27 protein-coding genes and 1 pseudogene are annotated in these 24,678 nt (G+C 60.1%); 9 read left to right on the top strand and 19 right to left on the bottom strand.

What is annotated here, in order from left to right; translation table 11 throughout:
- Positions 1 to 253 precede the first annotated feature (253 nt).
- Positions 254 to 1,156 (top strand): hypothetical protein, encoded by a 903-nt coding sequence (locus NIT7645_RS04060; protein WP_008562842.1) that lies wholly within the window; start codon positions 254 to 256, stop codon positions 1,154 to 1,156.
- 105 nt (positions 1,157 to 1,261) lie between these two features.
- On the opposite strand, the gene NIT7645_RS04065 is transcribed toward NIT7645_RS04060, so the two are convergent.
- Together NIT7645_RS04065 and NIT7645_RS04070 are read right to left on the bottom strand one after the other, a co-directional pair.
- Complete coding sequence (locus NIT7645_RS04065; RefSeq protein ID WP_008561029.1) at positions 1,262 to 1,693, bottom strand: ester cyclase; 432 nt, start codon at positions 1,691 to 1,693, stop codon at positions 1,262 to 1,264.
- 178 nt (positions 1,694 to 1,871) lie between these two features.
- A complete protein-coding gene (locus NIT7645_RS04070) occupies positions 1,872 to 2,903 on the bottom strand; it encodes a Hint domain-containing protein (protein ID WP_008560487.1) in 1,032 nt (343 codons plus the stop codon).
- Between the two features lie 259 nt (positions 2,904 to 3,162).
- Here NIT7645_RS04070 and NIT7645_RS04080 point away from each other — a divergent pair, with 259 nt between their 5' ends.
- Positions 3,163 to 3,942: an SDR family oxidoreductase gene (locus tag NIT7645_RS04080; protein ID WP_008561351.1), complete on the top strand. Its 780-nt coding sequence runs from the start codon at positions 3,163 to 3,165 to the stop codon at positions 3,940 to 3,942.
- An 11-nt stretch (positions 3,943 to 3,953) separates the two neighbouring features.
- Positions 3,954 to 5,081: a YhaZ family DNA alkylation repair protein gene (locus NIT7645_RS04085; protein WP_050686208.1), complete on the top strand. Its 1,128-nt coding sequence runs from the start codon at positions 3,954 to 3,956 to the stop codon at positions 5,079 to 5,081.
- Here NIT7645_RS04085 and NIT7645_RS19815 read toward each other — a convergent pair.
- Positions 5,064 to 5,126: pseudogene (locus tag NIT7645_RS19815) on the bottom strand (hypothetical protein); the annotation flags it as partial. The gene NIT7645_RS04085 and the pseudogene NIT7645_RS19815 overlap by 18 nt on opposite strands.
- 104 nt (positions 5,127 to 5,230) lie before the next feature.
- Here NIT7645_RS19815 and NIT7645_RS04090 point away from each other — a divergent pair.
- A complete protein-coding gene (locus tag NIT7645_RS04090; protein WP_050673604.1) occupies positions 5,231 to 6,364 on the top strand; it encodes an ABC transporter ATP-binding protein in 1,134 nt (377 codons plus the stop codon).
- A 12-nt stretch (positions 6,365 to 6,376) separates the two neighbouring features.
- Here NIT7645_RS04090 and NIT7645_RS04095 read toward each other — a convergent pair whose 3' ends face one another.
- Both NIT7645_RS04095 and NIT7645_RS04100 read right to left on the bottom strand, forming a co-directional pair.
- Positions 6,377 to 7,090 (bottom strand): helix-turn-helix transcriptional regulator, encoded by a 714-nt coding sequence (locus tag NIT7645_RS04095; RefSeq protein ID WP_008560546.1) that lies wholly within the window; start codon positions 7,088 to 7,090, stop codon positions 6,377 to 6,379.
- A gap of 123 nt (positions 7,091 to 7,213) precedes the next feature.
- Positions 7,214 to 7,522 (bottom strand): hypothetical protein, encoded by a 309-nt coding sequence (locus tag NIT7645_RS04100; protein ID WP_050686211.1) that lies wholly within the window; start codon positions 7,520 to 7,522, stop codon positions 7,214 to 7,216.
- A gap of 226 nt (positions 7,523 to 7,748) precedes the next feature.
- On the opposite strand from NIT7645_RS04100, the gene NIT7645_RS04105 reads away from it, so the two are divergent.
- The 5 genes from NIT7645_RS04105 to NIT7645_RS04125 all read left to right on the top strand — a co-directional run bounded on the left by NIT7645_RS04105 (position 7,749) and on the right by NIT7645_RS04125 (position 11,014).
- Positions 7,749 to 7,967: a twin-arginine translocase TatA/TatE family subunit gene (locus NIT7645_RS04105; RefSeq protein ID WP_008560324.1), complete on the top strand. Its 219-nt coding sequence runs from the start codon at positions 7,749 to 7,751 to the stop codon at positions 7,965 to 7,967.
- 7 nt (positions 7,968 to 7,974) lie between these two features.
- The gene (tatB, locus tag NIT7645_RS04110) at positions 7,975 to 8,439 is read left to right on the top strand and encodes a Sec-independent protein translocase protein TatB (RefSeq protein ID WP_008562990.1); all 465 of its coding nucleotides are present in this window, start codon (positions 7,975 to 7,977) and stop codon (positions 8,437 to 8,439) included.
- Complete coding sequence (gene tatC, locus NIT7645_RS04115; RefSeq protein ID WP_008560553.1) at positions 8,436 to 9,338, top strand: twin-arginine translocase subunit TatC; 903 nt, start codon at positions 8,436 to 8,438, stop codon at positions 9,336 to 9,338. Before tatB ends, tatC begins: the two co-directional genes overlap by 4 nt.
- 189 nt (positions 9,339 to 9,527) lie before the next feature.
- Positions 9,528 to 9,971, top strand: coding sequence for a ribose 5-phosphate isomerase B (gene rpiB, locus NIT7645_RS04120; protein ID WP_008559012.1), 444 nt, complete (start codon positions 9,528 to 9,530; stop codon positions 9,969 to 9,971).
- Positions 9,972 to 10,171: 200 nt separating this feature from the next.
- A complete protein-coding gene (locus tag NIT7645_RS04125; RefSeq protein WP_008560361.1) occupies positions 10,172 to 11,014 on the top strand; it encodes an ATP-binding protein in 843 nt (280 codons plus the stop codon).
- Positions 11,015 to 11,096: 82 nt separating this feature from the next.
- Here the strand turns inward: NIT7645_RS04125 and NIT7645_RS04130 are convergent, their stop codons facing one another.
- From NIT7645_RS04130 to alr, 14 genes are all read right to left on the bottom strand, one after another.
- Positions 11,097 to 12,329: a LysM peptidoglycan-binding domain-containing protein gene (locus NIT7645_RS04130; RefSeq protein ID WP_008559069.1), complete on the bottom strand. Its 1,233-nt coding sequence runs from the start codon at positions 12,327 to 12,329 to the stop codon at positions 11,097 to 11,099.
- Between the two features lie 132 nt (positions 12,330 to 12,461).
- Positions 12,462 to 13,109 (bottom strand): protein-L-isoaspartate(D-aspartate) O-methyltransferase, encoded by a 648-nt coding sequence (locus NIT7645_RS04135; protein WP_008563139.1) that lies wholly within the window; start codon positions 13,107 to 13,109, stop codon positions 12,462 to 12,464.
- On the bottom strand, positions 13,106 to 13,888 hold the full coding sequence (surE, locus tag NIT7645_RS04140; protein WP_008562269.1) for a 5'/3'-nucleotidase SurE: 783 nt from the start codon (positions 13,886 to 13,888) through the stop codon (positions 13,106 to 13,108). The genes NIT7645_RS04135 and surE overlap by 4 nt, the downstream gene beginning before the upstream one ends.
- 257 nt (positions 13,889 to 14,145) lie before the next feature.
- On the bottom strand, positions 14,146 to 14,799 hold the full coding sequence (locus tag NIT7645_RS04145) for an SDR family NAD(P)-dependent oxidoreductase (RefSeq protein WP_008562579.1): 654 nt from the start codon (positions 14,797 to 14,799) through the stop codon (positions 14,146 to 14,148).
- A gap of 65 nt (positions 14,800 to 14,864) precedes the next feature.
- A complete protein-coding gene (locus NIT7645_RS04150) occupies positions 14,865 to 15,137 on the bottom strand; it encodes a hypothetical protein (protein ID WP_008559818.1) in 273 nt (90 codons plus the stop codon).
- Between the two features lie 238 nt (positions 15,138 to 15,375).
- Positions 15,376 to 15,918 (bottom strand): DUF2199 domain-containing protein, encoded by a 543-nt coding sequence (locus NIT7645_RS04155; RefSeq protein WP_037302479.1) that lies wholly within the window; start codon positions 15,916 to 15,918, stop codon positions 15,376 to 15,378.
- Between the two features lie 122 nt (positions 15,919 to 16,040).
- Entirely contained in the window at positions 16,041 to 17,498 is a 1,458-nt protein-coding gene (gene purF / locus NIT7645_RS04160) for an amidophosphoribosyltransferase (RefSeq protein WP_037302887.1), read from the bottom strand.
- 246 nt (positions 17,499 to 17,744) lie between these two features.
- Positions 17,745 to 18,443 carry a Hint domain-containing protein gene (locus tag NIT7645_RS04165; protein ID WP_008559315.1) on the bottom strand — a complete coding sequence of 233 codons (699 nt, stop codon included), beginning with the start codon at positions 18,441 to 18,443 and terminating at the stop codon, positions 17,745 to 17,747.
- Between the two features lie 489 nt (positions 18,444 to 18,932).
- Positions 18,933 to 19,487 (bottom strand): CvpA family protein, encoded by a 555-nt coding sequence (locus tag NIT7645_RS04170; RefSeq protein ID WP_008559231.1) that lies wholly within the window; start codon positions 19,485 to 19,487, stop codon positions 18,933 to 18,935.
- A gap of 41 nt (positions 19,488 to 19,528) precedes the next feature.
- On the bottom strand, positions 19,529 to 20,893 hold the full coding sequence (gene radA / locus NIT7645_RS04175; RefSeq protein ID WP_008561284.1) for a DNA repair protein RadA: 1,365 nt from the start codon (positions 20,891 to 20,893) through the stop codon (positions 19,529 to 19,531).
- 175 nt (positions 20,894 to 21,068) lie between these two features.
- Complete coding sequence (locus NIT7645_RS04180) at positions 21,069 to 21,515, bottom strand: paraquat-inducible protein A (protein ID WP_008558964.1); 447 nt, start codon at positions 21,513 to 21,515, stop codon at positions 21,069 to 21,071.
- A gap of 583 nt (positions 21,516 to 22,098) precedes the next feature.
- Entirely contained in the window at positions 22,099 to 22,845 is a 747-nt protein-coding gene (locus NIT7645_RS04190; RefSeq protein ID WP_008562136.1) for an ABC transporter ATP-binding protein, read from the bottom strand.
- Entirely contained in the window at positions 22,842 to 23,642 is an 801-nt protein-coding gene (locus NIT7645_RS04195; protein ID WP_008562082.1) for an MlaE family ABC transporter permease, read from the bottom strand. The genes NIT7645_RS04190 and NIT7645_RS04195 overlap by 4 nt, the downstream gene beginning before the upstream one ends.
- Positions 23,639 to 24,676, bottom strand: coding sequence for an alanine racemase (gene alr / locus NIT7645_RS04200; protein WP_050686213.1), 1,038 nt, complete (start codon positions 24,674 to 24,676; stop codon positions 23,639 to 23,641). The genes NIT7645_RS04195 and alr overlap by 4 nt, the downstream gene beginning before the upstream one ends.
- Between the last annotated feature and the right edge of the window lie 2 nt (positions 24,677 to 24,678).

The following is a 24,678-nucleotide window of genomic DNA, read 5'->3' on the forward strand; positions in this document are numbered from 1 at the left end:
CGGAGAGGCGTATAGACAGGCTCACCCATCGCGTGTTCTGACGTAAGGTAATGTAAATTTCTGAGTGTCCGCTGTCAGTTGGCCAGACAGTTCCCTGATTGGCGACAATCTCGCGGGATTGTTTTTACGTGTTTTGTTTAAATTTGGCGAAAATTGGGCGAAACTTGGGTCAAGTTGCCGAATTTCAGATTTCCGACGGCCGCTAGCCTTGTCCGATTTGGCGGGCAAGCTTGGCCATTTGTGGGGGAGCTCCATGCCAGTTCAATCCAAAGTATTCACGTATCAGATCGACGGTCTGTCCTACATTGTCACTCTGTACGAACAGGAAGGGTCGTTTTTCTCGGACATCACGGTGGTCGAAGGGGCCATGGACGTGAATGCCGTGTACTTCGGGGATGACGAGTTCTCAGGCTCCAGCGAAAACCTTGATGGACCGCTCAACATGAATGGAACCCGTCTTGATGGAGAGCGCATCCAGTGGGACGAGGCTGTCGCGCTCAGTGATCCGGGCCTTGGCCCAGAAGGCGAAGACAAGGAAACTTACCTCCAGACGGGGGATACCCTGACGTTGGAGCTGGATATCGACAGCCTTGATGAAGTCGATATTTTCGGCATTCGTGCCACGTCAACCACCAACGACGCAGGTTCGATCAAGGCCGTGTCCGACGATCCGGAAGAACCGGAAGAGCCCGAAGATCCGCAGGATCCAACCTACGAAAAACTGTTCTTCGGAGAGGTCTTTTCGGATGCGGGCGATCCATTGGGCGGGACCTTCATCTTGTCGGAAGAGCCAGATCCGAACCCCTACAGCATTCCATCCCTTCCCGAGGGAACAGATCCGACCTTTGAGAACTATGTCAGCTATTACCTGTCTGGCGCCATCGGCGGCGATCTGTCCTCCCTTGAAGGGGTAGTGTTCTATCAAACCGGGGAGGATGGCACGCAGGAGGAGGTGTTCCGCATCGACGCCCCGGAGGGAGGCTTCCAGGATCCAGAAGATCTGTTTGCTGCCTATGAGGACGCACTGGAGACGCAGGACATGCCTGCTAGCACCGAAGGCGAGAGCCTGATCATGGCCCTCAGCATTGAGGACGCATCAGAAGACCTCGCGCCCGAGGCCGAAGAAGAGACCACTGAAGAGCTGGAGTTGATCTAAAGCAGGCTCTGGTCTGGTGATCCGCTGTAATCAGTCCGCATTGCAGCTGTTATTCATAAATCGGGTCCGCAACCTGCGGGCCCTTTTTTGTCGGCCGCTTGAAGATCAGGCCCAGGTAAGCCGCTGTCCGGCCAGGCATGCAGGCATCGCCTCCTCGGGCAACTGGCCGAGCTGTTCGAAAAAGGTGAAGGCATCAAACCGCGACTGGAGCTCGGCAATCTGGTTGTCGATGAACCGCATCATCACGATCCCATCGGCCGAGACATTCTGTTCGCTGCCGTGAACATCTGAACGCAGAACGAAGAAGGTCGAGGTCCAATCTCCGTCTTCCATGTGGTGCAGAATATCAACGGAAAACCTGCCGATTAGCCGGTGAACAGCCTCTACCAGAACGGGGAAATCGTCATGGGGGTTGGGCATCCCGTCGAGTGTATTGCTCTCTCTGACAGAAGGATGCAACAGCTCCGCCAAGACCGCAGCATTGTTGTTTTCCCAGATAGCGGTGAACCAGCGCTCAACAAGATGACGTTTGCTCATATTCAAATTCCCACAGCCGATCCGAAGCAGCACGGAACCGGGCAGTCTGGCGAACGTAGACGTGTTCGGTACAAAAAATGTAAACGCGACTAATGATTGCACTGCCACGCGATTGGGCGGCTTGTTAGCGCTAAACACTGTACTGTACAATTGACTGCTGCGGGATGCCGCGTTGCGCTCAGCGCATCAGGGCGCGGCGCAGTTGGGATGGCAGTTGGGATGTCTGCGCAGAACGTTCGACCGCCACAGGCTGGATATCCAGCCCCGATGCAACCCGCTGGTGCCCCATCAACAATCCGGGGCTGTGGGCCATATGGTCGTCGGGCAGGGCCGCGCGGGTCAAAGGGTCCAGCAGCAGGCTCTCTGCGGCAATCCCTTCGGCAAAGATGATGTGATGGCGATCAAACAGGAGTTGGAAATAATCCACGAAACCACCGCTCTGCACGGTGACGTCGCCACCGTTCACCAGATCTCTGGCACGGACGAGATGATCGGCGCGGCCAAGGCGGTGCAGATCCCGGCGGTTATGAACCAAAAGGCGGTGGTCGGGGCTCAGCAACAGGTCCCGCTCATTTCCATGGACACCGGCCCGGATCAGGACAGGGGCCAGATCTCCGATGGCGCGCGTCGTGGTTTGACCAATCCAGCGCACCCGCTGTGCGCCATCATCTCGGGTCAGGACACGATCGCCAACCTGCAGCTTTTCAATTGGACGCAGTGTCCCATTTGCGAGGGTGATTTGGGTGCCGCGGGTAAAGGAAACACAGGCCAGCTGCGCCAGTCGCCGTCGGGCCCCATCACGGGTTTTACGAACGAGTGTATAGCCCAGTTGCGGCTCAAGCGGGGCAAGGGGCAGCAGATAAACGGCTGCGATCATGCCCGCGTTGTCCACCTCAACCATAACGATGCCGTCCACATTTGCGCCAACGTCGGGCATGAGGGTGATCAGGCAATCCAGATGGAGATGCGCACCAGCAGATCCTGTATCACTGTTCCCGGCAATCAGCAGCTGCCCGTCGGCGCGCGCGGTCAATCGCAGTTCCTTGGGCCGCTGACCGGAGGCCAGCTGATACACGTCATCCAACGCCAGATCGTCGATCACTCCGATCGGATCCCCGGTGTTGGCGCCCATTTCCACGCAAAATGACGTTGCAGGAAATACTGCAACGGTCTGAGTGATCTGGGCTGCGTTCTGCAACGGTGTCAGCATCAAAAAAACCTAACCAAAACAAAGCGGACGCCGGAATTGCGATCGCTGAGGTTCTGTTTGGGATCAAATTGTGGCGACTTGCGGACCGAACCGGGGTGGTTTTGCGAAACCGTGTGACGTGCAGGGCGATCCGGCGCGAACAGGGGCTGGCCAAGGCTGTTCCAACCGTGCAAGGTCTTGACCAAGAGGCTGCTGGCGGGCTGTTGCTTTTGCAATATGTAGTCACGCGGTTCACAGAGTCAGCAAGGAGACGACGCAGATGGATTTGGGATTGTCAGGCAAGCGCGCCTTGGTGTGTGCAAGCAGCAAGGGGCTTGGTCTTGGGTGCGCGGAGGCATTGGCCGAGGCAGGTGTGAACCTGGTGATGAATGCACGCGGCGTCGAGGCGCTGGAAGCATCTGCACAGGCAATCCGGGATGCCTATGGTGTTGAGGTCGTCACCGTTGCTGCGGATGTCACCACGCCAGAGGGCCAGGCCAAGGTGATCAAAGCCGCAGAAGGTGTCGATATTCTGGTCAACAACGCAGGCGGTCCGCCTCCCGGCATGTGGAGCGACTGGGACCGCGATGACTTTATCGCCGCGCTCGACGCAAACATGCTGGCCCCGATTGCGCTGATCAAGGCGCTGGTGCCTGCCATGATGGATCGCGGCTGGGGACGTGTCGTCAATATCACCTCGCAATCGGTCAAGGCGCCAATCCCTGTTCTGGGGTTGTCCAACTCTGCCCGCGCCGGTCTGACAGGATACGTTGCCGGGACGTCGCGCCAGGTCGCTTCCAAGGGGGTCACCATCAACAACCTGTTGCCGGGCATTCACGCAACCGACCGCGCGATTTCGCTTGATCAGGGGGTTGCGGACCAACAGGGCATTTCGATCGAAGACGCGGCAAAGCAACGCGCGGCAACCATCCCCGCCGGGCGGTATGGCACCCGTCAGGAATTCGGGGCGACCTGCGCTTTCCTTTGCTCGCAGCACGCAGGCTTTATCGTTGGCCAGAACATCCTTCTTGACGGTGGCGCCGTCAATTCAACGATGTAAGGGCCGGGCGCGTGGCATCGGGGTTTTCCCTCAAGGATCAGTTGTTCAACCGTGAAAAGACCCGCTATCTGGCGGGGCTTTTTGCAGCATCTCATGCGGGGTTTGACCCGGATCGGTTTGAAGCCGAGGTGATGGCCGAACTCCCCGCGCTGGAGCTTAAGCAGCGGATTTCCTTGATAGCCGAGGTCTTGTCGCGCCATTTGCCGCAGGATCCCGGGGGGATGGCAGCTGCGATCTTGAATGCGCTGCCACCGCCACTGGATCCGTCGCTGAGTGATGATGACTTTGGCGATTTCATCTTTGCCCCGCTGGGCGAACTGGTGGGGCTGCGGGCGTTGGAGACGGCGCCGGATCTGTCGCTGGATGTTCTGGCAGAGATCACCAAACGGTTCTCCATGGAATGGGCGATCCGGCCTTATCTGGTGCATTGGACCGACAAGACGCTCGCACGGATGGAGGTCTGGGCCGAGGATGAGAACTATCATCTGCGCCGCTTGGTGAGCGAGGGGACACGGCCGCGGTTGCCATGGGGGCAGGCAGTCCCCCTTGCCCTCTCGCAGCCATTGCCGCTTCTGGATCGTCTTTCTGGCGACCCGACACGCTATGTGACGCGTTCCGTCGCGAACCACCTTAACGACATCTCCAAAAAGGATCCTGAGTTGGTTCTCACTCGCTTGCGCCAGTGGCAGGCAGAGGGGGTGCAGTCGCAAAGCGAGCTCGACTGGATCACCACCCATGCGCTGCGCGGCTTGGTCAAGCAGGGCCACAGTGGCGCGATGGAGATGTTGGGGTATGACCCTGCCGCCCCAGTCACCGCGCATCTGCAACTGGGGTCCGGCCCTGTCCGTATCGGCGGCGCACTTGAATTTGACTGTATGCTACAGGGGCCAAGCGACGCGCCTGTGCTGGTTGACTACCGGCTCCATTTTCAGCGGCCGGGAGGGAAACTGTCCGCCAAAGTGTTCAAGCTAAAGCAAACCCGCTTAAAGGGCGGCGCTGCCCGGCTCTCAAAACGTCATCCGCTGAAAGCGGGGGCAAGCACCTTTACCCTCGTTCCGGGCCTGCACCGGTTGGATCTGTTGGTGAATGGGATTGAACGGGGCAGCCTGACCTTTGATCTGCTGGCCCAGACAGAGTAATCTGGCGCGAGGTTCCCGCGGTCGCCGATGGCGCCTGTGTCGCAGGTCTTTGCCCGTCTCTTGCGTGTTGGGGGGCGGGTTGGTATCCGGTTGGCCAGTTCAATTCGGCATGCCCCGCCGGAACGACGGAAAACTGTTGAAGAGGCCGCATGACATCCGCACCTGCTGATCCGCAGACACCTTCGGGATATCCCACCGCCGATGCACGGCCGCCGCGGCTTGAGATCCGCAACCTGCGCCGCTTCTTTGACGGGCGGGCAGTTGTCGATGATGTTTCGCTTCAGATCGAGGCGGGGCAGGTGATGTGTCTTCTTGGGCCGTCGGGCTGCGGCAAATCCACGACGTTGCGAATGATCGCCGGGGTGGAAATGCAAGACAGCGGCGAAATCTATGTCGACGGCAAGCTGATCTGCGACACCGTGTTTCGGGTTCCACCGGAACGGCGTGAAATCGGGCTGATCTTTCAGGACTTTGCGCTTTTTCCGCACCTGAGCGTCGCGGACAATGTCGCCTTTGGCCTGAAGGGCAGCAAAGATGAAAAGCGCGCCCGTGTCCAAGAGCTTTTGTCCAAGGTCTCTCTTGCGCAGTACATTGATGAGTTCCCCCATCAACTCTCGGGAGGGGAGCAGCAGCGGGTTGCATTGGCGCGGGCCCTTGCGCCCAAGCCACGCATAATGCTGATGGACGAGCCGTTCTCAGGGCTCGACAACCGTTTGCGTGATGGGATCCGCGATGAGACACTCGCGTTGCTGAAAGAAGAAGACGCCGCTGTCCTGTTGGTTACGCATGAGCCGGAGGAGGCCATGCGGATGGCTGATGAAATCGCGCTGATGCGGGCAGGCAAGATCGTGCAGCAGGGCGCGCCCTATAACGTCTACACCCGACCAGCAGATCGCGCTGCAGTCAGTTTTTTCAGTGATACCAACGTTTTGCGATCGGAAGTGAATGGCGCCCTGGCACAGACCCCATTTGGCCAGTTTCTCGCTCCGGGTCTGCCTGATGGCACGGAGGTCGATATCGTCTTTCGCCCGCAGCACGTGAAGATCGACTTTGACCGAAATGGACGCGGGCCCAATCCGACTGCGACAGACGGCGTCGCCGCGCGCGGCGTGGTGCAGCGGGCGCGGTTTCTTGGCAACGAGAGCCTCGTGGAATTCCGTATGGACTTTGACGGCTGTGTGCTGAAGGCGACCGTGCCAAATGTCTTCCTGCCGGAAGCAGGGCGCGTGATGTGGTTGACCGTCCGCAGAGACCGCTGTTTTGTCTTTCCCACCGGGGGCTGAACAGGATCAGGGTCAGTCGGGCGACTGAACGGATTTGACCGTCTTGGGCTGGTCACTGGCCATTGGATCATAGTCCTGAAGCCGCTTGCCGGGTTCATCCACAAACAACTCGGGCAGAGGTTTGGCGCTGTCGATCAGATCGACCCGAAAGACGCGGAAATCGTCGCGCGTCTCGCACCAGGCCGTGAGCGTCCAGACCCGCCCCCAATACTCCATATGCAGGGGGCGGATGACACGCTCTGTCACTGTGCCGTCAATGCGTCGGTAGACGAGCTGCAGTTTCTGGCGCGCCTTGATGGCCGCGCGCAGGATTGGCATCTGGGCAAAGCCCCGCGCGATATCAGCAAACGGATAGACTGCAAATTTCCATGCATCCGCTTCGGCAATGGTCTGTTCAGGCAATACGGCATCGATTTTCGACGCAAGCGACTGGGCCGCTGCCTTGAGGTCTGGATCAGCCGCCTCTGCTACAATGGCCATGCCGAGGTTCAGCGCTTCCAGCTCCTCGGCGGTCAGGGTCAGGGGCGGCAAGGTGATTGCCTCTCTGACCATATAGCCGACACCGCGCTCCCCCTCGACCGGAACACCGGATGCGATGAGGGTGTCCATGTCGCGATAGATCGTGCGGACAGAGACCTCCAGCCGCTCGGCAATATCCTTTGCGCGATGCAGTTTTCCGTCCCGCAGGATCTGGATGATATCAAAAAGGCGATCGGTGCGGCGCATGGTCTAGCCTTGGTACGGCGGGCGGGGGAGGTCAAGTCCCGCCCGGCGGCCTTTGCCTGCCCGATGTCCGTGGGACGGGTGCATTGCACCCGCCCGCAGGTTGCCCGGATTACGGCGCCCAAGTCAGGCCGCCATGCTCCACTGCACCTCCTCGTGGCGCATATTGGCGGTTTCCGGTGCAATCGCGGCCATGACATTCGGGGTAAAGTCCTGTTGCATGAACGCCTGTGCCACCTTTTGCGCGGTCGCGAGATCCTTCCAGATCACATAGTCGGTCCAGCTGCCATCTTCACCCTGGCTCAGCTGGCGATGAAGAAACCCGTCCTGTGCCCGCACAAAGGCCTCGGTTTTCTGCATCAGAGCCACGAAGTTCTCGGTCTTGATTCCATCGGCCAATTTAAAGGTCACGATCTCTGCAACATGTTTGGTCATCACGTCTCTCCTTGATTGCTGTGATGCCCGCTGTTTAGAGGTATCCAACTGACATAAACCTGTCAGTTGGATGATGCGCTCAACAGGAAACTGCGATTCCGGTGTAAATCGGCGGCTCTTGTCGGGCCACGTCTCTTTGCTGCCAGCATCATGCGGGCGTAAAAACGGATCAAACAACACTGCAGCCCGGCCAATGACGGCGCTGCCGCAGAAGGAGACCCTGCTCATGCTCAATAATATCGGCCTTCCCGGCCTGCTGCTCATCGCCGTTGTCGTTCTGGTCCTGTTTGGCCGTGGCAAGATTTCTTCGCTGATGGGTGAAGTCGGCAAGGGCATCACCGCTTTCAAGAAAGGCGTCAGCGATGGCACCAAAGAGCTGGAAGATGACGCAAACGCAGAAGCCGCGCGCGACGTGACCCCGGCAGCTGACAAAGACAAGGTCTGAGGCACGGATGTTCGATCTCGGGTGGACCGAACTCCTGGTGATCGGCGTTGTCGCGCTCATTGTTGTGGGGCCAAAGGACCTGCCGGTTCTGTTCCGCAACGTGGGCCGCTTCGTCGGCAAGGCCAAGGGTATGGCGCGGGAATTCTCACGGGCCATGAATGACGCGGCCGATGAGGCCGGGGTCAAGGACGTGGCCCAGGGGCTCAAAGCTGCGGCAAATCCTATGAACACCGCAATGGATGGCGTCAAACAGGCGGCACAGGACATGGCAAAGTCCATCGATCCGACCAAGTTTGACCCCGACAGCGAGACGGGCAAATTGTCGGCTGAACGCGCCGAAGCCGCAAAAAAGATCCAGGCGGCAACAGCGCGGGCAGCAGCCGAACGCAAGGCGCGTGAAGCACAGGAAGCGCTCGCCAAGGCCGACGAGGCGGAAGCGGCCCTGAAACAGAGTGACGAGGCCAAATCATGAGCAACACGGATGAGATCGACGACTCAACCGCGCCGCTGATCGAGCATCTGGCCGAGCTGCGCTCGCGTCTGATCCATTCAGTCGCGGCGTTTCTGGTTGGCATGATCATCTGCTTTACTGTCGCTACGCCGATCTTCAACTTTCTTACCGCTCCGCTGTGTCAGGTATTGGCAGAGGGTGGTCAGGACTGTGCACTGATCTTCATCAGTCCACAGGAGGGTTTCTTTGTCGCGATCAAGATCTCCTTCCTCGGGGGCTTTATCTTGGCGTTTCCCTATATCGGGTTTCAGATGTGGCGTTTCGTGGCGCCGGGGCTGTATAAAAACGAAAAAGGTGCGTTCCTGCCGTTTTTGGTCGCCTCGCCGTTCATGTTCCTTCTGGGCGCGAGCTTTGCGTTTTATGTCGTTACGCCGCTGGCCTATGATTTCTTTCTTGGGTTCCAGCAGTTCGGCGCCTCAGGCGAGGCTGTCGTGGGCGAACAGGTCAATCAGGGCCTCAGCGTGGTGTTTCAGGGCTCCGCACAGGAGTATCTGAACCTTACGATCAAGTTCATCGTGGCATTCGGTCTGTGCTTTCAGTTGCCGGTTCTCTTGACCCTCATGGGGCAGGCGGGACTGGTCAGTGCCGAGGGGCTTGGCTCTGTGCGCAAATACGCAGTTGTTGCGATCCTCGTGCTCGCGGCCCTCGTAACGCCGCCTGATGTCATTACCCAGATCATTCTGTTTGTGGTGGTCTACGGGCTCTATGAGCTGTCGATCCTGCTGGTGCGTCGGGTGGAAACCAAGCGCGAGGCCAAGCTGCGCGCTGAAGGGTACTATGACGACGAGGACGAGATGGAGGCCCATCCAGAGGATGACCCGCTGATGGCTGAGTTCGATGAGGACGCGGACAAAAAATAAACGCCCAGCCTCAAATGGCTGATAGCTGGAAAGGCGCGCCGGAAACGGCGCGCTTTTTTGCTGGTGGATGTTGCGAAACACGGATGGTCTGATATTGACCGATTGGCCCCGCACCGGCCGTTGTCACCACCTTGATGATGCGCCGGGCCTGCCGCATGCCTTTGATCTCGCCATACGGAACATGACACCATGACCACCAGCAAACGCATCGTTCTCTCCAGCGACCACGCTGCCATCCCGCTTCGCCAGGCCGTAGCCGACCACATCGCGCAGCAAGGCTGGGAAGTGGTGGACATCGGCCCAACCACGCCGGAGAGCACCCATTACCCGATCCACGGCGCCGCCGCTGCAGAGCGCGTGGCCTCTGGTGACTGTGATCTCGGCATTATCCTCTGCGGGACCGGGCAGGGGATCATGATGGCCGCGAACAAAGTGAAGGGCATCCGCTGTGGCGTCTGCTCTGACACGTTCTCTGCGGCGATGATCCGTCAGCACAACAACGCCAACATGCTCTCCATCGGGGCACGTGTCGTTGGTGAGGGGCTCGCGCTTGAGATCGTCGATGCCTTCCTTGGCGCAGAGTTCGAAGGTGGCCGCCACGCCACCCGTGTGGACATGATCGAAGCGAACTGATCCATTCGACGGCCAGCCAAGGGCTCGGCCCATGACTGACATCACAAAGCAGGGTGCGCAATCGCGGCCCTGCTTTATTTTTGGGGCCGGTCAGAGGTGGGCCATGTCGAGCCGGCCAATCCTTGTCGGGGTTGTCGGGGGCGTCTGAACGTGCTTTGAAATCGATCGGATTTTTCGACAACACGACTAAGGACGCCGCTATGGATGAGACCGCATTGACCCGCATCGCCGAGGCCCTTGAACGGATGTCACCTGCTCCGCTGAAGGCGCCTGATTTTTCTGCGGCCTCGGCCTTTGTCTGGCATGTCGCACCGGATCGGCTTGAACCGGTCACGGCCGTCAGCCGGGTTGATCTGGATCTGCTCGTGGGGATTGACCGGTCCCGCGAGACGCTTTTGGCCAACACCCGGCGGTTTGCCGAAGGGTTTGCAGCCAACAATGCGCTTTTGTGGGGCGCACGCGGCATGGGAAAATCGAGCCTGGTCAAGGCCATCCACGGACGGCTGTCGCCAGATCATCCGGACCTCAAACTGGTTGAGCTGCAGCGCGAGGATCTGCCGTCTGTTGCGCGTCTGCTGAACCACCTGCGCACCGCAAAGGAACGCTTCATTCTCTTCTGTGATGACTTGTCCTTTGGTCACGATGATCAGCACTACAAGAGCTTGAAGGCGGTGCTGGATGGCGGCATCGAGGGGAGGCCGGACAATGTGCTGTTTTATGCCACATCAAACCGTCGCCACCTGATGCCGCGGGATATGATCGAAAACGAACGCTCCAGCGCCATCAATCCATCCGAGGCCGTAGAGGAAAAGGTCTCGTTGTCCGACCGGTTCGGATTGTGGCTTGGCTTCCATCCTTGCGATCAGGATGAGTATCTGTCGATGATTGCAGGCTACTGTTCAGCCTATGGTGTGACCATTGATGCCGAAACGCTGCGCGCGGAAGCCATCGAATGGCAGGCGACGCGCGGGTCGCGCTCTGGCAGGGTCGCGTGGCAGTTCTTTACCGATCTGGCCGGTCGGCACGGGGTCAGCCTCGGCTGATCACCTGGATTGGTCTGATAGAAAAACGGCGCCGGGAGAGATCCGCGGCGCCGTTTTCCTTTTCACATTGCGTCGTATGCGATCACTGCAGGAATGGCAGTGGATCCACGCTTTCAAAGCCGTTGCGCACTTCGAAATGCACGTAGGGGGATGGTTCATCGCGCAAGGTGGCGATCGACTGGCCCCGCGAAACCGTGTCGCCCTTGTTCACCGAAATCTGGTCGACATTGGCGTAGACGCTCAGCAGCTTTGCATCATGACGGATCACGATGATGGGGACATTGTTCGAATCCTTGGTGATGGCGGCCACGGTGCCACTATCAGCGGCCTTGACCGCAGTGCCCGCCGCGGCTGCGATATCGATGCCATCGTTCTTGCCCTTGGCATAGGTGCGGATGATTTTGCCCTGAACGGGATAGACCATCTGCGCGCTGCTGCTGCGGGTGGGTTCCGGCACCTCAACCTTTGGCAGCTCTTTGGGGGGCTCTGCCGCGGCAGTGACGGTCTCTTGGGGGAGAGGTTTTGTTGCACTCGGCGGCGTCGGCGTTGCGCTGCCTTCACCAGGCGCGGTGACGGCGGGGGCGGCGCTGGCTGTGGTTTCACGCTGGGCTGCGGGTTTTTGATCTTTCAGAGGGATCAGCAGGAACTGGCCCTCGCGGATCGCAAAGTCGCTGCCGAGCCCGTTCCATTCTGCCAGTGATTTGACAGGAACCTGATAGAGACGGGAGATCGTATAGGCCGTCTCGCCGCGCTTGACCTTGTGTCGAACGGGTTCTGGTCCGCTTTGAACCTTGGCAGGCTCTGCAGGCTTTGCAACGGGCGTCAGCGGGGTTGTGTCCACGCCACCGGAAGGCGCGCTTGGCGTGGTGGTTGGTGCGCTGTCGATGGCCTGACCGGCAAGCGACGCGATATCCACTCCGCCGTTGTTGATCTGGCTCGGTGCCTGCGTGGGCGACTGTGACGGCGCACGGCGGGGTAGTGCGATGATCTCACCCTCGCGCAGGGGATCAGAGGCCTTGATCCCATTGAAACGCGACAGCTCCTGCACTGGCATTCCGATGCGTTGCGCGACATCTCCCAGCGTGTCACCGCGCCGTGCAACAGCGACCTGATAGGACGGATATGTAATCAGGCCGCGGCTGTCCGGCTTTGGGCGGTTGGTCGTTGCGGTCTGAGCCGCTTTCGTGGTGTTGAATGCACCGATCTGCCCGCGCAGATCATAATCCAGCGGTCCCTCACAGGCCGCGAGCAAAGCGGCGAAGGGAAACACCAGCAACGCTTTGCGCGCCGGATGGATGGGGGAAGTCGCAGTCATCTCGCTCTCCTCGGAACAGCGTTCCCGAACAAATGGCCCCCCTTGTCCCAGGGGGTGACATTCTGCAAACGCTGCACCGGGGTGCAGGCTGCTGCGTCGGAAACGCCTTGGGGTGGGCCTTTCGCCCCTCCCTTACGTGTCTTTGCCAATCCCCTCAAGGAGGGGAACAAAACGCACCGGGCGCAATTCGTCGTATTCCAGACCGCTCTCAGTCTTGTGGACGCGGATCAGGGTCTGAACGGTGTCGGATTGGCCAACGGGCACGACCATAATACCGCCGGTCTTCAGCTGCGCCAAGAGCGGTCCGGGCGGGTCTTCGGCAGCCGCTGTCACAATGATTCGATCAAAGGGCGCCTGATCCGGCAGACCATGGCTGCCGTCCCCCACAAGCGAGGTGATATTGGCCAGATGCAGCTGCTCAAAAACCTGCCGTGCTTCGCGCACAAGACGGGCGTGGCGATCTACGGTGTAAACCCTGCGGGCAAGTTTGCTGAGGATTGCCGCCTGATAGCCGGATCCTGTCCCGACCTCCAAAACGGTGTCGCGCGGAGATATCTGCAGGGCCTGCGTCATCAGCCCCACGACCGACGGCTGCGAGATCGTCTGACCGCAGGCAATCGGCAGCGGCATGTCTTCGTAGGCGCGGTTGGAAAACAGCCCCCTGACAAAGGGGCCGCGATCAATTTGCTCCATCGCATCAAGAACTTGCGAGTCTGTCACCCCGCGCGAGCGCAAGGCGAACAGGAACTGCATCTTGGTTTCTGCTGTCGGGTCGCTCATTCAATGCCCTTCAGCGCGTCAAGCGCGTCATGAGCGGTCAGGTCTGCCCGCATGGGGGTGACGGAAATATAGCCATCGAGGTTCTGTGACGCATCGGTTCCGGGCGCGGTTTCGACGTGCTGATTGCCGCCTCGAATCCACAGATACCGGCGCCCATTGGGAGAGGTCTGTTCCTCTGCAGAAAAATGGCTGCCCCGGCGAAAGCCCTGTTGGGAGATCCGGCGACCCTTGACCGATGCGGCTGGAACCGGCGGGAAGTTGATGTTGTAGAACAGGCGGTAATCCGCCGCTTCGCTGGGCTGGGTTTCCAGAATGGCCCGGATCAGCTCCGCCCCGTGGTGGGCGGCGGCTTCGAACGGGTTTTCGATATTGGCGTTTTGGGGGCCGAAATACTGTGACAATGCCATTGCAGGGATTCCCTGCAACGCGGCCTCCATCGCCCCACCAAGGGTGCCGGAGTAGAGCGCATTCTCAGCTGAGTTGTTGCCGCGGTTGACGCCCGACAATACCAGATCCGGCAGCGCATCTTTCATCACCACATGCAGCCCCGCCAGAACACAATCCGCCGGAGAGCCCTCGGCTGCAAAGCGGCGTTCGCTCAGCTGGCTGAGCATGAAGGGACGGGTGTAGCTGATACAATGACCGACGCCGGATTGTTCAAAGGCAGGGGCGACGGTCCAGACCTCGCCGTCCGGCCCGGCAACCGCCTGCGCGATTTGCTCCAGAACGGCGAGACCGGGGGCGCTGATGCCATCGTCATTGGTGATCAGAATTCGCATGAGCTACGCCCCTTACCTGGCCCTGAATGGCCTTTTATGTCTGAGATTTCCGCGCGGATTTGTTGTGACCTGAATAGGACGCGGGGGAAAAGGGGGCAAGCCTTTCCCCGCCGTGACGGGGCTGCCAGGTGTCAGTACGATGCCATGGCGGCACAGAGGTCACAGGTTGGTGAGCGGATCGCTAAAGAAAAAGACCGGCGCTGATGGATCAGGCGCCGGTCTTCGGATCAGGTGTCATCGCGTGGCAGCGCCACGGATCAGGACGCATCCCCCAGGATCTGGGGCAGCAGGCGGGCGGCTTCGTCCTGCGGAGAGGCAAGAGGTGCCCGGTCTTCGCCGGGGAAGAAGCGGGCGCGCACGGCAGTGGCCATCGGAGCAGGTGTCAGGATATCCACCCGTGGTCCGGTCTTGGCTGTTTCGACCTGCCAGCTGTTTGCCAGCGACATCTGCGCGGCCTTGGTTGCGCCATAGGCGCCAAAGAACTTCTCGCCACTGCGCGGATCATCAAAGAAAACCGCCTTGCCGGTCTGACCAAGCAGGGGGGAGACATAGGGGATCAGAACCGACGTTGCCTTGGCGTTGACGGCCATCGACTTGTCCCAGTCCTTGGCAGCGACAAAATTCGCCGGGCTCAGAGGAGCGGCGTGGATCGCTGTGTGTAGCCAAAGATCAAGGTGCCCCCAACGGTCGTGGATGCCCCGGCAGAGCGTTGCCATGGCTTCGGGAACGGTGATGTCCATCGGCGCCAGCGTCGCCGAGCCGCCAGCGGCCTTGATGCGGTCGTCCAGCTCTTCCAAGGCGCCTGTGGTGCGTGCCACGGCAACGATGTGATGCGTTGGCGCCAGAGCCTCTGCGAGGGCGGCGCCCAGGCCCCGAGAGGCCCCGGTGATGAGAGCGAGTTTCTGTGTCATACGCGCCTTGTGCGGCGCTGGGGGCTTCGGGTCAAGAGGCCAAAGCGGCACAGCAGCGGGGGAGATCAGCTGCCGGGCATGCCGAGGCGGGTGGCCTTGCCGTTTTTCTGCAGGACCAGGCCGTCTGCGTCGATTGCCACGACTTCAGACCCGGAGAGGCGACTGCCGCGTTTGACCACCCGCGTGCGCCCGCCTGGCAGGCGGACCATCGCGTTGAGATCGGTGCTGTCTCCGTAAAGGCCAAGCAGACTGATCCCGTTGCGCGGCAGCGCGCCTTCCTGGGTGGCATGTCCTGCAACATTGGCCGGAGTTTTTCCGTTGCGTTCACTGTTTGCCATCTGGGTTTGCTCGTCTTTCGTTTTGATTGGTGTTGGCTCAGCAGCGCGCAGCTATCAGGCCTGTTTGTCCTGCAACAGGCCCCCTGCAGGTGGCAGGCGATCCCTTGCTGGATCTGGGATGTCGTCTTGGCGGAGGATTGCGCAGCCCGTGCCGCTGACCTGTGCGATTTCCGCACACCCCCCTTGAAGCCGCGAGAAGGCGGCGCGGGGGCGGCGAGGTCATAGGGGATGCGTCAGATCAGGCGTCGTAAACCAGCGACGGCAGATCGTGGCCATAGGCGTAAAGAAGGCTCAACAGCTCTTCCAGTTGGGCGCCGACCATTTGCAGGTTGTACAACGGGTGCTGTGGGTCAGAAACCTGCAAATCCGGGTACTGGCCTTCAGGGCGCATGTGCAACATCGCCTCGATGCCGGGGGTGCCATCTGGTGGGATGGCATTGGCCAGCTCTGCCCGGCGGCTTCCCAGCTCTTCTGTTTCGCCGATTTCAAACCGCTCGATAAATGCATCGAAATCCTCGCGCTCCAGCCGAGCCCAGGTGCCCAGGATGAATTCCTCCCCCCGAGTGTCGGCAAGAGGAACAGCCAGAACCGCCCGCACAAAACGCAGATCGCCCAAGCGGCAGAAATCCTCTGTCAGGATATCGCCAGTCTGCGCGTTCAAAGCAGAATTGTCGTGCACGAACATGTCGTCCGGGCAGATATCCGGGCGGTCGCAGCTCAGGCTGAGCAGCTGGGCAAAGGTCGCCCCGCAACAGCGGCATTGGCGCTGCGAGCCTAACATGCGGGCGAGATGTGGATCCAAGGGTCGGCCTTTCAGTGGCGGCAGTGGCAACAAAAACGGCAAGAGGCGCCGATCGGGGATCAGCGCCTCATATCCGAGTCGGTCTGATATCGGCTGCGCTCTTACTCTGCCGGGCGCTTCATTTCAAACCCCCGTTCCATCATATCGGATGGAACGACGGGATATTCGCCAGAGAAACAGGCGTCGCAGTACTGCGGACAGCTGTTGTTGCGGCCCTGATCCTGACCAACCGCGTGATAAAGCCCGTCAAGCGAGATGAACTTCAGACTGTCCACTGCGAGGTGTTTTGCCATCTCGTCCTCGGTCATGGTGGCGGCCAACAGCTTGTCCCGGTCGGGCGTGTCCACGCCATAAAAACAGGGCCATGCTGTCGGCGGAGACGCAATCCGGAAGTGCACTTCGCTCGCGCCTGCATCCAGGATCATCTCCTTGATTTTGCGCGAGGTTGTCCCGCGCACAACAGAGTCGTCCACCAGGATCACCCGCTTGCCTTCGATCAGGGCGCGGTTCACGTTCAGCTTCAGACGCACACCCATGTTGCGGATCTGCTCTGTTGGCTCGATGAAGGTGCGGCCCATGTACTGGTTGCGGATGATCCCCATCGCGTAGGGGATGCCCGATTCCAGAGAGTAGCCAATCGCAGCAGGCGTGCCGCTGTCCGGCACCGGGCAAACCAGATCGGCTTCGATCGGGTTTTCCTTGGCCAACTCACGGCCGATCGCTTCGCGGGTCTCATAAACAGAACGCCCGCCCAAGATCGAATCAGGGCGGGAGAAATAAACATGTTCAAAGATGCAGAATTTCGACGGCTGGGGACGGAACGGGAAATGGCTCTGGACCCCTTCGCCGGTGATGACCACCATCTCGCCAGGTTCGATTTCACGAATGAACTCGGCCCCGATGATGTCCAGCGCACAGGTTTCAGAGCTGAGCGCGTACCCATCGCCAATCTTGCCAAGAACAAGCGGGCGAACACCAAGTGGGTCACGCACGCCGATCAGCTTGGTCCGGGTCATGGCGACAACAGAGAAAGCCCCTTCAACCCGGCGCAGCGCGTCTTCCATCCGTTCGGGGATATTGCGCTGCAGGGACCGGGCCATCAGGTGAATGATACATTCACTGTCAGATGAGCTTTGGAAGATGGAGCCACGTTCAATCAGCTCTTTGCGCAGGGCATCTGCATTCGTGATGTTGCCGTTATGGGCAATGGCTGCGCCACCCATGGCGAATTCGCCAAAGAAGGGCTGCACATCACGGATCGCGGTCTGGCCCTTGGATCCGGCAGTGGAGTAGCGGACATGACCAATCCCGATCGGGCCGGGCAGGGTAGACATCACATCCTGTGAGGTAAAGTTGTCGCGGACATAGCCAAAGCGGCGGGCGCTCTGGAAACCTTCGACGGGGTCGTGTGTGACGATCCCTCCGGCTTCCTGTCCCCGGTGCTGCAGCGCGTGCAGGCCTAGGGCGACGAAGTTTGCTGCGTCTTGGACGCCGACGACGCCAAAGACGCCACATTCTTCGCGTAGCTTGTCATCATCAAACGGGTGGGCGGGGGGCATCTGCGGCATCGGCAAGGCGGTGTGGCTCCGAATCCGGTTTTGAGGATGCCACCCACATAGAGCCTCAATCGCGCCGTGTCACCAAAGGATCACGCTTTCACGACAGTTGGGTGAAAAAACCGCATGCTTTCAAGGCATCCGCTTTGCCAGTTGCACCCACCCAGAACGAAAAAGACCCGCGCAAGCGCAGGTCTGTCGGCAGCGAAGGCATTGGTTTCGTAACGCGGATGTGGCGCCAGCGGAATGTTACGCGGCCAGCAGACCCCGCAGCATATCAAAGGCAGACAGGATGTCGTCGCTGTCTTCATCGGTGGTTTCGTCTTCGGCCTTGCCTGCGTCGACCAGCGCACGGCCTTCTTCGCTTGCGAGGATCTGACGGGTTTCGCTCAGCGACAGGTCGCGGAATGCGCTGTCGTCCGCGCTGTCCGCCGCCGGGATGTGGACCAACATGCCACATTCGGCCCAGATCATCTCTTCTTCTGCAAAGGTGATGAAGATGCGCGCCATCTTTTCGGGCATCGCTGCGGTAATACCGTTGTAACCAACCAGAGAGATAACCTTGGTCACGGCTGTCGGTACGTCAAAAAGGCGCTCGATTGCGTCCAGTTCCAGACCAACCTTCTGATCCGCAGGAAGCATGAGATCGTCGTCATTGCCCAGAGCGCCGGCAGGCACATGCACAAGAGAGGTCAGGCGGGGGATGGATTGCTTCACACTCAGCACTTCCTGTGCGCCACCATCGAGGGTGTAGACCATGTCGCCGGGCTTGATGTGGCGTGCCTGAACAAACCCACGGTCGGTCTCAACCATCATGTGCGGCAACAGGCCACCGGTGCGGGGACGCGGACGGCTGCGGGGTGCAGGCGCTGCAACGGCTGCCGGAAAATCCATCAGCAGACCAACGGGCTGACAGTCGGCGAAAGATGTCGAGTGATCCAGCAGCATGAGTGTTGTCCTTCTGAGCGAGTGCCTGACGTTCTGTCTGACACCAATGTGCGCTGCGAATTGGGACGGAAATGGGGCAAGCTTTGGGCCGATTGGGACAAGACCGGGGTTTTCGCCCCGAAATCGCGCCTCATTTACGAAATTGGGGCAAAAAACACGCCGCAATCTCAAGATTTGTTAACTTTTATGCGTCTGCGAGCCCGATGATGAGGGAGCGTAGGCACCCTAAGGCGCTCGGAATCTGGTGATTCCTGTTGGTTAATAAAGCGTTAATTGGGCATTTTCGTGTTAACGAAAGTAAAGATCCACAGGGGAGAGCGTGGGCCACCTAGGTCGCCAATGTGCAATCCCCGGCTGAGCACGGCAGCATCGTCGCCACACCTGACAGCACGCAACGCGCGGTGCAAAAGAAAAGAGCGCCCGGTTGGGCGCTCTTGGAATTGCGTTGGTGAATGGCGTCAGTCTCAACCGGGAGTGAACCGGAAGGCCTTACTGGTTGCAGGCGCCAATCAGGGTTTCATATTGCGCGGTGACCCAGCCCAGGGCTTCTTCGGGGTTGCGCTCTTCGATCTTGCCGATCATGCGCTCGAATACCACTGCAGAGCGGCTCTCATCCACGATGGTAAAGCTCTGACCCGTCATCACGACATTATAAAGGAAGAAGGCAATCGCCACCAACAGGATGCCGCGCAGAACCCCAAAGAAGAAGCCTGCGCCCTGATCCAGCCCGCCAAGGGCCGAACGCTGGACGAGAGAAGAGAAAAGTGGCGTAAAGAACGACACCACAATCAACGCCAGGGCAAATACCGCCGCAAAGGCCGCGATGATCGACAATTCGCAGCTGTCTGCGATGAATTCGCCGATGACCGGGATCTCTGCCATCAGGGGTTCGACCTGTGGTGCAAACAAAAAGGCCAGAATAGCGGCTGCAATCCAACCGGCGATTGCCATTGCTTCACGCACCAGCCCGCGCGAATAGGCCAGCAGTGCCGATACAACAATGACCAGGGCCACAACCCCGTCGATAATGGTGAAACCTTCCATGTCCCTCGCCCGTTAACCTGCGATCCGTATTTTCTGCGACTTTAGCCAGCTCCGAAGTATTCGCCAACAAAACCGGCCAGATCGGAGGCCTGCCGCAGTGCAAGACCCTCAACCGCGACGGATTTACCACCACTTGGAGCTATGGCTGCCGTGAAACCAAGTTTTTGCGCTTCTTTCAACCGGTTTTCGGTCTGAGGGGCCGGTCGTAGGGCGCCAGAGAGCGATATTTCTCCGAATACCACCGTATCGGCGGGCAGGGCGGTGTCTTCGCGCGCACTCAGCAGGGCGGCGGCGACAGCCAGATCTGCTGCCGGTTCGGAGATTTTCATGCCGCCTGCGACGTTGAGATAGACATCAAGCCCGGCAAAGGGAATCCCGCAGCGCGCTTCAAGCACCGCAAGGATCATTGCAAGGCGCGAGGAATCCCAGCCGACCACTGCCCGGCGAGGCTGGGAGTGGGGGGAAGGCGCGACCAATGCCTGCATTTCCACCAGAACCGGACGGGTGCCTTCGATGCCGGAAAACACGACCGAGCCGGGCGAGGGCGTGCCACGTTCCGACAGAAACAGGGCAGAGGGGTTGCGAACTTCGCTCAACCCGCCGCCGGTCATCTCGAAAACGCCGATCTCATCTGCCGGGCCAAAGCGGTTTTTGACCGCCCGCAGGATGCGGAACTGATGGCCGCGCTCGCCTTCGAAATAAAGAACCGTGTCGACCATATGTTCAACAACCCGAGGGCCCGCAATCTGGCCTTCCTTGGTCACATGGCCGACCATGATGATGGAAATGCCATTGGTCTTGGCGAATGTGGTCAGCTCATGCGCAGCGGCGCGCACCTGGCTCACCGAACCTGGCGCGCTGTCCACATGATCGGCCCACATTGTCTGGATCGAGTCGATGATCGCAAGCTGCGGCCTTTCGGCCTCCAGCGTCGTCAGGATGTCGCGCAGATTGGTTTCCGCAGCGAGCTTTACAGGTGCTTCTGCCAGCCCAAGGCGTTGCGCACGCATCCGAACCTGTGCGCTGGCCTCTTCGCCGCTGACATAAATCGTCTTCAGCCCTGAACGCGCAAACTGCGCGGCGGCCTGCAGCAGCAATGTGGACTTACCGATCCCCGGATCGCCGCCCACCAAAATGGCCGAGGCCGGCACAAGCCCGCCCCCCAGAACACGGTCCAGCTCGCCCACACCACAACAGGTGCGCGGCGGCGGTGTTTCCTCTGTTGCCAGATCGCTCAGCGGGATGGTCTTGCCGCGCCGCATGCCAAGGGATTTGGACGCAGGCCCGCCCTTGGACAGACCCTTGTCTTCGGTGATCGTGTTCCACTCGCCGCAGCCATCGCAGCGCCCGGACCATTTTGAGAAGGAGGCTCCGCAGGCAGAGCAGGAAAATGTTGTCTTAGCCATGCGCTAGCTGTGGCAGATGTTTCCGGTTTGTTCAAGCGCTGCGGCGCCCCAAACCGGTCATGCGAGGCGCTGCCTCGCGCTCCGGGATATTTGGGGCCAGAAGAAGGGGCACGCAGATCATCTTCTGGCCATAAGTATCCCGGGGGAGGCCGAAGGCCGGGGGCAGCGCCCCGGTCTAGCCGTCCTTTTGGCGCAGCTGGCGGGCGGTCCACAGTGACAGGGCAATTGACGCCAGAATACAGCCCGTAAACAGATAAAGCCCCCAGGCGGTCTCAACCGTGGCATAGCCGATGCCTTTGGCCAGGGTGATATAAAGCGCGATGAGAAACACATCCGCCATCGCCAGTTTGCCCAAGACCTGCAGCACCGGCTGCACCTTGGCGTCCAACAGGTCCCACTGCACGAGCGCCAGCCCGATGGTTTTGAGGTAGGGCGCAAAGATTGCAAAAACTGTCACCGTGAGGGCCAGGATCACGTCACTTCCCCAAAGGCTCTGCAGGCCGGTGATTACCGAGATTTCGCTCAGCCCGAAAATCGGCAGCAACCCCGCCCGCAGCAGCGGTGCAAACCAGGCGATGGGGTAGAGGATCAGCAGGGAGAGGGTGAGGAGGCGGAGGATCATGGCGGCTCGTTTTCAATCGGTTTCGCCAAGACTTGTGTGTTCGCCGCGGGTTTTGAAAGGGGGAAAACAGATGCGCGCACACCAGTCGGCTCGCTTGCGGTCCGGCGGAAGTATTTTGAGCAGGTGAAAGGGTGGCAGGGTTTCTTACTGGAAGCTGTCTTGACAGACCGGTCTAGCAAAGTGGGACGCGGCGTAGGCCACAGGGGGCAGGGCAGCAATGAGGAGGAAGACAAACGCATCGCTCAAGCTTGGGCGCAGCTTGCTGCGAAACGCTTGGACGATCCAGTCTAGCATGGTGCTGGCGAACAACAGCACAAAAACCAATGCGTTCAGGCCTTGTGGCAGGAGTTGGCTGCTAACTCCGGGCGATACCCCAATTTGCCGCTAGCAGGCCGGACCAGAGAAGTGCAGAGACGATCCCGATTGCAACACGGGGTGAGGCTTGCCCATTCAGTCGTTTAGCAATCAGGGAAAGGCCGACGACCACAGGCAGGGCCAGGATGATGTAGGACATCGCAACCGCATAAGGGTTCGGTGGGGAGCCAAAAAGGTGATAAAGTGGAAGGCAATCCTTAGCCAAGCCTCACCGCACCGCCTCGATCGGGCCCTCCGCGCGGCCGTGGATGAATTGCTCCATGTAGGGGTCACCGGATTGGTCCATCTCGGCCACGGGGCCAGTCCACTGGATCACGCCTGCATGTAGCATCGCCACATTGTCGGCAATCGCGCGGACAGAGGTCATGTCGTGGGTGATGGTCATGGCCGTCGCGCCCATCTCAACCACGATCTCGCGGATCAGGTCGTTGATCACGCCCGACATGATCGGGTCGAGGCCGGTGGTGGGCTCGTCAAAGAAAATGATCTCCGGCTCGGCTGCAATGGCGCGCGCCAGGCCCACACGTTTCTGCATGCCGCCAGACAGTTCCGCAGGCAGGCGATCCGCGACATCGGCCTTCAGCCCGACGCGGCGCAGCTTTTCAATGGCGATCTCGCGGGCTTCCTCTACCGGGCGTTTGAGAGAGCCGCGCAGCAGGCGGAAGGCCACATTCTGCCAGACGGGGAGGGAGTCAAACAGCGCAGCCCCCTGAAACAGCATGCCGAAGCGGGCCAGAAAGGCATCGCGATCGCCACTGTCTGCGGGTTTACCATCGACAAGAATTTCACCGCTATCGGGTTTGATCAGCCCCAGAATGCTCTTCAGTGCGACGGATTTGCCAGTGCCGGAACCGCCGATGATCACCATGGAGGACCCCTTGGGTATCTCCAGCGTCATGCCTTGCAGCACCTTGTTGTCGCCAAAGGCTTTGTGGACGTTTTCCAGACGGATCATAGCGAAAAGAACACCCCGGTCAGAACGAAGTTGGCAGCGAGGATCAGGACGGCTGCGGCTTCAACCGAGCCTTTGGTGGCACGTCCAACGCCCTGGGCGCCCCGGCCGGACTGCATACCGTAGTAGCAGCCCATGGTCGCGGCGATGGTGCCAAAGGCCGCACCCTTGACCAGCGACGAGATGATGTCGCGGGCTTCGAGGAAATCAACCGTGTTCTTGAGATAGGCCGCGGGGTTGAAACCCAGGTTCTGCGTTGCAACCACATAGCCGCCCATGATGCCGATGATATCACCCACACCGACGAGAACCGGAACCGTCAGCAGCGCCGCCAGCACCCGTGGCGCGACCAGGTATTTCATCGGGTGGGTCGACAGGGTGACCAGCGCGTCGATCTGTTCGGTTACCTTCATCGTGGCGATTTCGGCCGCAATGGAAGAGGTGACGCGGGCGGCGATCATCAGACCCACGAGAACAGGGCCAAGTTCGCGCACCATGCCGATCGCCACGATCTGCGGCACCACGGCTTCGGCATTGAACCGCGCCCCGCCAGCATAGATTTGCAGCGCCAGCGCGCCACCAGTAAAGATCGCCGTGAGCCCCACAACCGGCAGCGAAAGCCAGCCGACCTGGAGCAGCGCATTCAGCACTTCGCGCGGGTAATAGGGCGGGCGCACCATATGGCTGAAGGTCGACAGGCCAAAGATCGCCACCCGGCCAACAGCGCCAAGCGCGCCCAGAACCATTTGCCCCAGACGCGCCAAAAGTGCGAGGGGCGAGAGCGGCGAAGGATGGCTCATCCGGTGTAGCTCCGTGCGTAGCGGCTGCCGAGAGACGTCAGGATCTCATAGCCGATGGTGCCGCCTGCGTCGGCCAGCATGTCAACGGTCTGTTGTTCGTTCAGGATCGTCAGATGGCTGGGGCTGTCAGGCAAATCCGTGATGTCCACGGTAATCAGATCCATCGACACCCGGCCCGCAACAGGGCAGGGGGTGTCACCTGCAAAGACAGAAATCCCGCCATTTCCAAGCGCACGGTGCAGCCCATCGGCATAACCCGCCGCCAACGTCGCGATGCGGCTTGGGCGTTGCGCGCTCCAGGCATTGCCATAGCCAACGGTTTCGCCCACATCCAGATCACGAATCTGGATCACCGGCAGGTCTAGCTGAGCCACAGGCAAGGCGTCGCCAAAGGGCTGGCCGCCATAAAGGCCGATACCGGGGCGGCACAGATCAAAGTGGTAGTTGCGCCCCAGCAGCAAGCCACCGGTTGCCGACAGTGACCGCGGCACATCCAGCCCATCAGTCAGTTCGCTGAATGTCTGCAGCTGCTGTGCATTCATCGGATGCGACGGCTCATCCGCACAGGCGAGATGCGACATCACCAGCACCGGGCCCTGGCCCAATGCGATGTCTCGCACCGCTGCCCATTCGGCGGCTTCCATGCCAAGCCGGTTCATTCCGCTGTCAAGTTGCACGCCAAAGGCATGGCCCGGGAGGCTCTCGAAATGGCGCAGCATCTGGTCAAGCGAGTTGAGCATCGGCGTCAGCTGAAAGTCGCGCAGCAATTTGGCGTCGCCCTCCATATGACCTGCAAAAACCGAAATGCCGGGGCCAGGCCCGAGCGCGCGGCGCAAGGCCACGCCTTCTTCGGCGATCGCCACAAAGAAATTGCGCGCACCGGCCTTGGCCAGCGCCTGGCCGACACGGCCTGCATCCAGCCCATAGCCGTTGGCTTTGACCACTGCTGCGGTCTCGCAATTGGTCAGCGCGTCGAGATTGCGCCAGTTGGTCACCAGCGCGTCCAGATTGATTGTCAGTTTTGCCGTACTCATGA

The sequence above is a fragment of the Phaeobacter italicus genome, from assembly GCF_001258055.1.
In the GTDB taxonomy this organism is placed as follows: domain Bacteria; phylum Pseudomonadota; class Alphaproteobacteria; order Rhodobacterales; family Rhodobacteraceae; genus Phaeobacter; species Phaeobacter italicus.

What these genes read in the sequence shown, in the direction of transcription:
- NIT7645_RS04060 (WP_008562842.1), top strand. Translation starts at nt 254, where the DNA reads ATGCCAGTTCAATCCAAAGTATTCACGTATCAGATCGACGGTCTGTCC.
- NIT7645_RS04065 (WP_008561029.1), bottom strand. Translation starts at nt 1,693, where the DNA reads ATGAGCAAACGTCATCTTGTTGAGCGCTGGTTCACCGCTATCTGGGAA.
- NIT7645_RS04070 (WP_008560487.1), bottom strand. Translation starts at nt 2,903, where the DNA reads ATGCTGACACCGTTGCAGAACGCAGCCCAGATCACTCAGACCGTTGCA.
- NIT7645_RS04080 (WP_008561351.1), top strand. Translation starts at nt 3,163, where the DNA reads ATGGATTTGGGATTGTCAGGCAAGCGCGCCTTGGTGTGTGCAAGCAGC.
- NIT7645_RS04090 (WP_050673604.1), top strand. Translation starts at nt 5,231, where the DNA reads ATGACATCCGCACCTGCTGATCCGCAGACACCTTCGGGATATCCCACC.
- NIT7645_RS04095 (WP_008560546.1), bottom strand. Translation starts at nt 7,090, where the DNA reads ATGCGCCGCACCGATCGCCTTTTTGATATCATCCAGATCCTGCGGGAC.
- NIT7645_RS04100 (WP_050686211.1), bottom strand. Translation starts at nt 7,522, where the DNA reads ATGACCAAACATGTTGCAGAGATCGTGACCTTTAAATTGGCCGATGGA.
- NIT7645_RS04105 (WP_008560324.1), top strand. Translation starts at nt 7,749, where the DNA reads ATGCTCAATAATATCGGCCTTCCCGGCCTGCTGCTCATCGCCGTTGTC.
- tatB (WP_008562990.1), top strand. Translation starts at nt 7,975, where the DNA reads ATGTTCGATCTCGGGTGGACCGAACTCCTGGTGATCGGCGTTGTCGCG.
- tatC (WP_008560553.1), top strand. Translation starts at nt 8,436, where the DNA reads ATGAGCAACACGGATGAGATCGACGACTCAACCGCGCCGCTGATCGAG.
- rpiB (WP_008559012.1), top strand. Translation starts at nt 9,528, where the DNA reads ATGACCACCAGCAAACGCATCGTTCTCTCCAGCGACCACGCTGCCATC.
- NIT7645_RS04125 (WP_008560361.1), top strand. Translation starts at nt 10,172, where the DNA reads ATGGATGAGACCGCATTGACCCGCATCGCCGAGGCCCTTGAACGGATG.
- NIT7645_RS04130 (WP_008559069.1), bottom strand. Translation starts at nt 12,329, where the DNA reads ATGACTGCGACTTCCCCCATCCATCCGGCGCGCAAAGCGTTGCTGGTG.
- NIT7645_RS04135 (WP_008563139.1), bottom strand. Translation starts at nt 13,109, where the DNA reads ATGAGCGACCCGACAGCAGAAACCAAGATGCAGTTCCTGTTCGCCTTG.
- surE (WP_008562269.1), bottom strand. Translation starts at nt 13,888, where the DNA reads ATGCGAATTCTGATCACCAATGACGATGGCATCAGCGCCCCCGGTCTC.
- NIT7645_RS04145 (WP_008562579.1), bottom strand. Translation starts at nt 14,799, where the DNA reads ATGACACAGAAACTCGCTCTCATCACCGGGGCCTCTCGGGGCCTGGGC.
- NIT7645_RS04150 (WP_008559818.1), bottom strand. Translation starts at nt 15,137, where the DNA reads ATGGCAAACAGTGAACGCAACGGAAAAACTCCGGCCAATGTTGCAGGA.
- NIT7645_RS04155 (WP_037302479.1), bottom strand. Translation starts at nt 15,918, where the DNA reads ATGTTAGGCTCGCAGCGCCAATGCCGCTGTTGCGGGGCGACCTTTGCC.
- purF (WP_037302887.1), bottom strand. Translation starts at nt 17,498, where the DNA reads ATGCCCCCCGCCCACCCGTTTGATGATGACAAGCTACGCGAAGAATGT.
- NIT7645_RS04165 (WP_008559315.1), bottom strand. Translation starts at nt 18,443, where the DNA reads ATGCTGCTGGATCACTCGACATCTTTCGCCGACTGTCAGCCCGTTGGT.
- NIT7645_RS04170 (WP_008559231.1), bottom strand. Translation starts at nt 19,487, where the DNA reads ATGGAAGGTTTCACCATTATCGACGGGGTTGTGGCCCTGGTCATTGTT.
- radA (WP_008561284.1), bottom strand. Translation starts at nt 20,893, where the DNA reads ATGGCTAAGACAACATTTTCCTGCTCTGCCTGCGGAGCCTCCTTCTCA.
- NIT7645_RS04180 (WP_008558964.1), bottom strand. Translation starts at nt 21,515, where the DNA reads ATGATCCTCCGCCTCCTCACCCTCTCCCTGCTGATCCTCTACCCCATC.
- NIT7645_RS04190 (WP_008562136.1), bottom strand. Translation starts at nt 22,845, where the DNA reads ATGATCCGTCTGGAAAACGTCCACAAAGCCTTTGGCGACAACAAGGTG.
- NIT7645_RS04195 (WP_008562082.1), bottom strand. Translation starts at nt 23,642, where the DNA reads ATGAGCCATCCTTCGCCGCTCTCGCCCCTCGCACTTTTGGCGCGTCTG.
- alr (WP_050686213.1), bottom strand. Translation starts at nt 24,676, where the DNA reads ATGAGTACGGCAAAACTGACAATCAATCTGGACGCGCTGGTGACCAAC.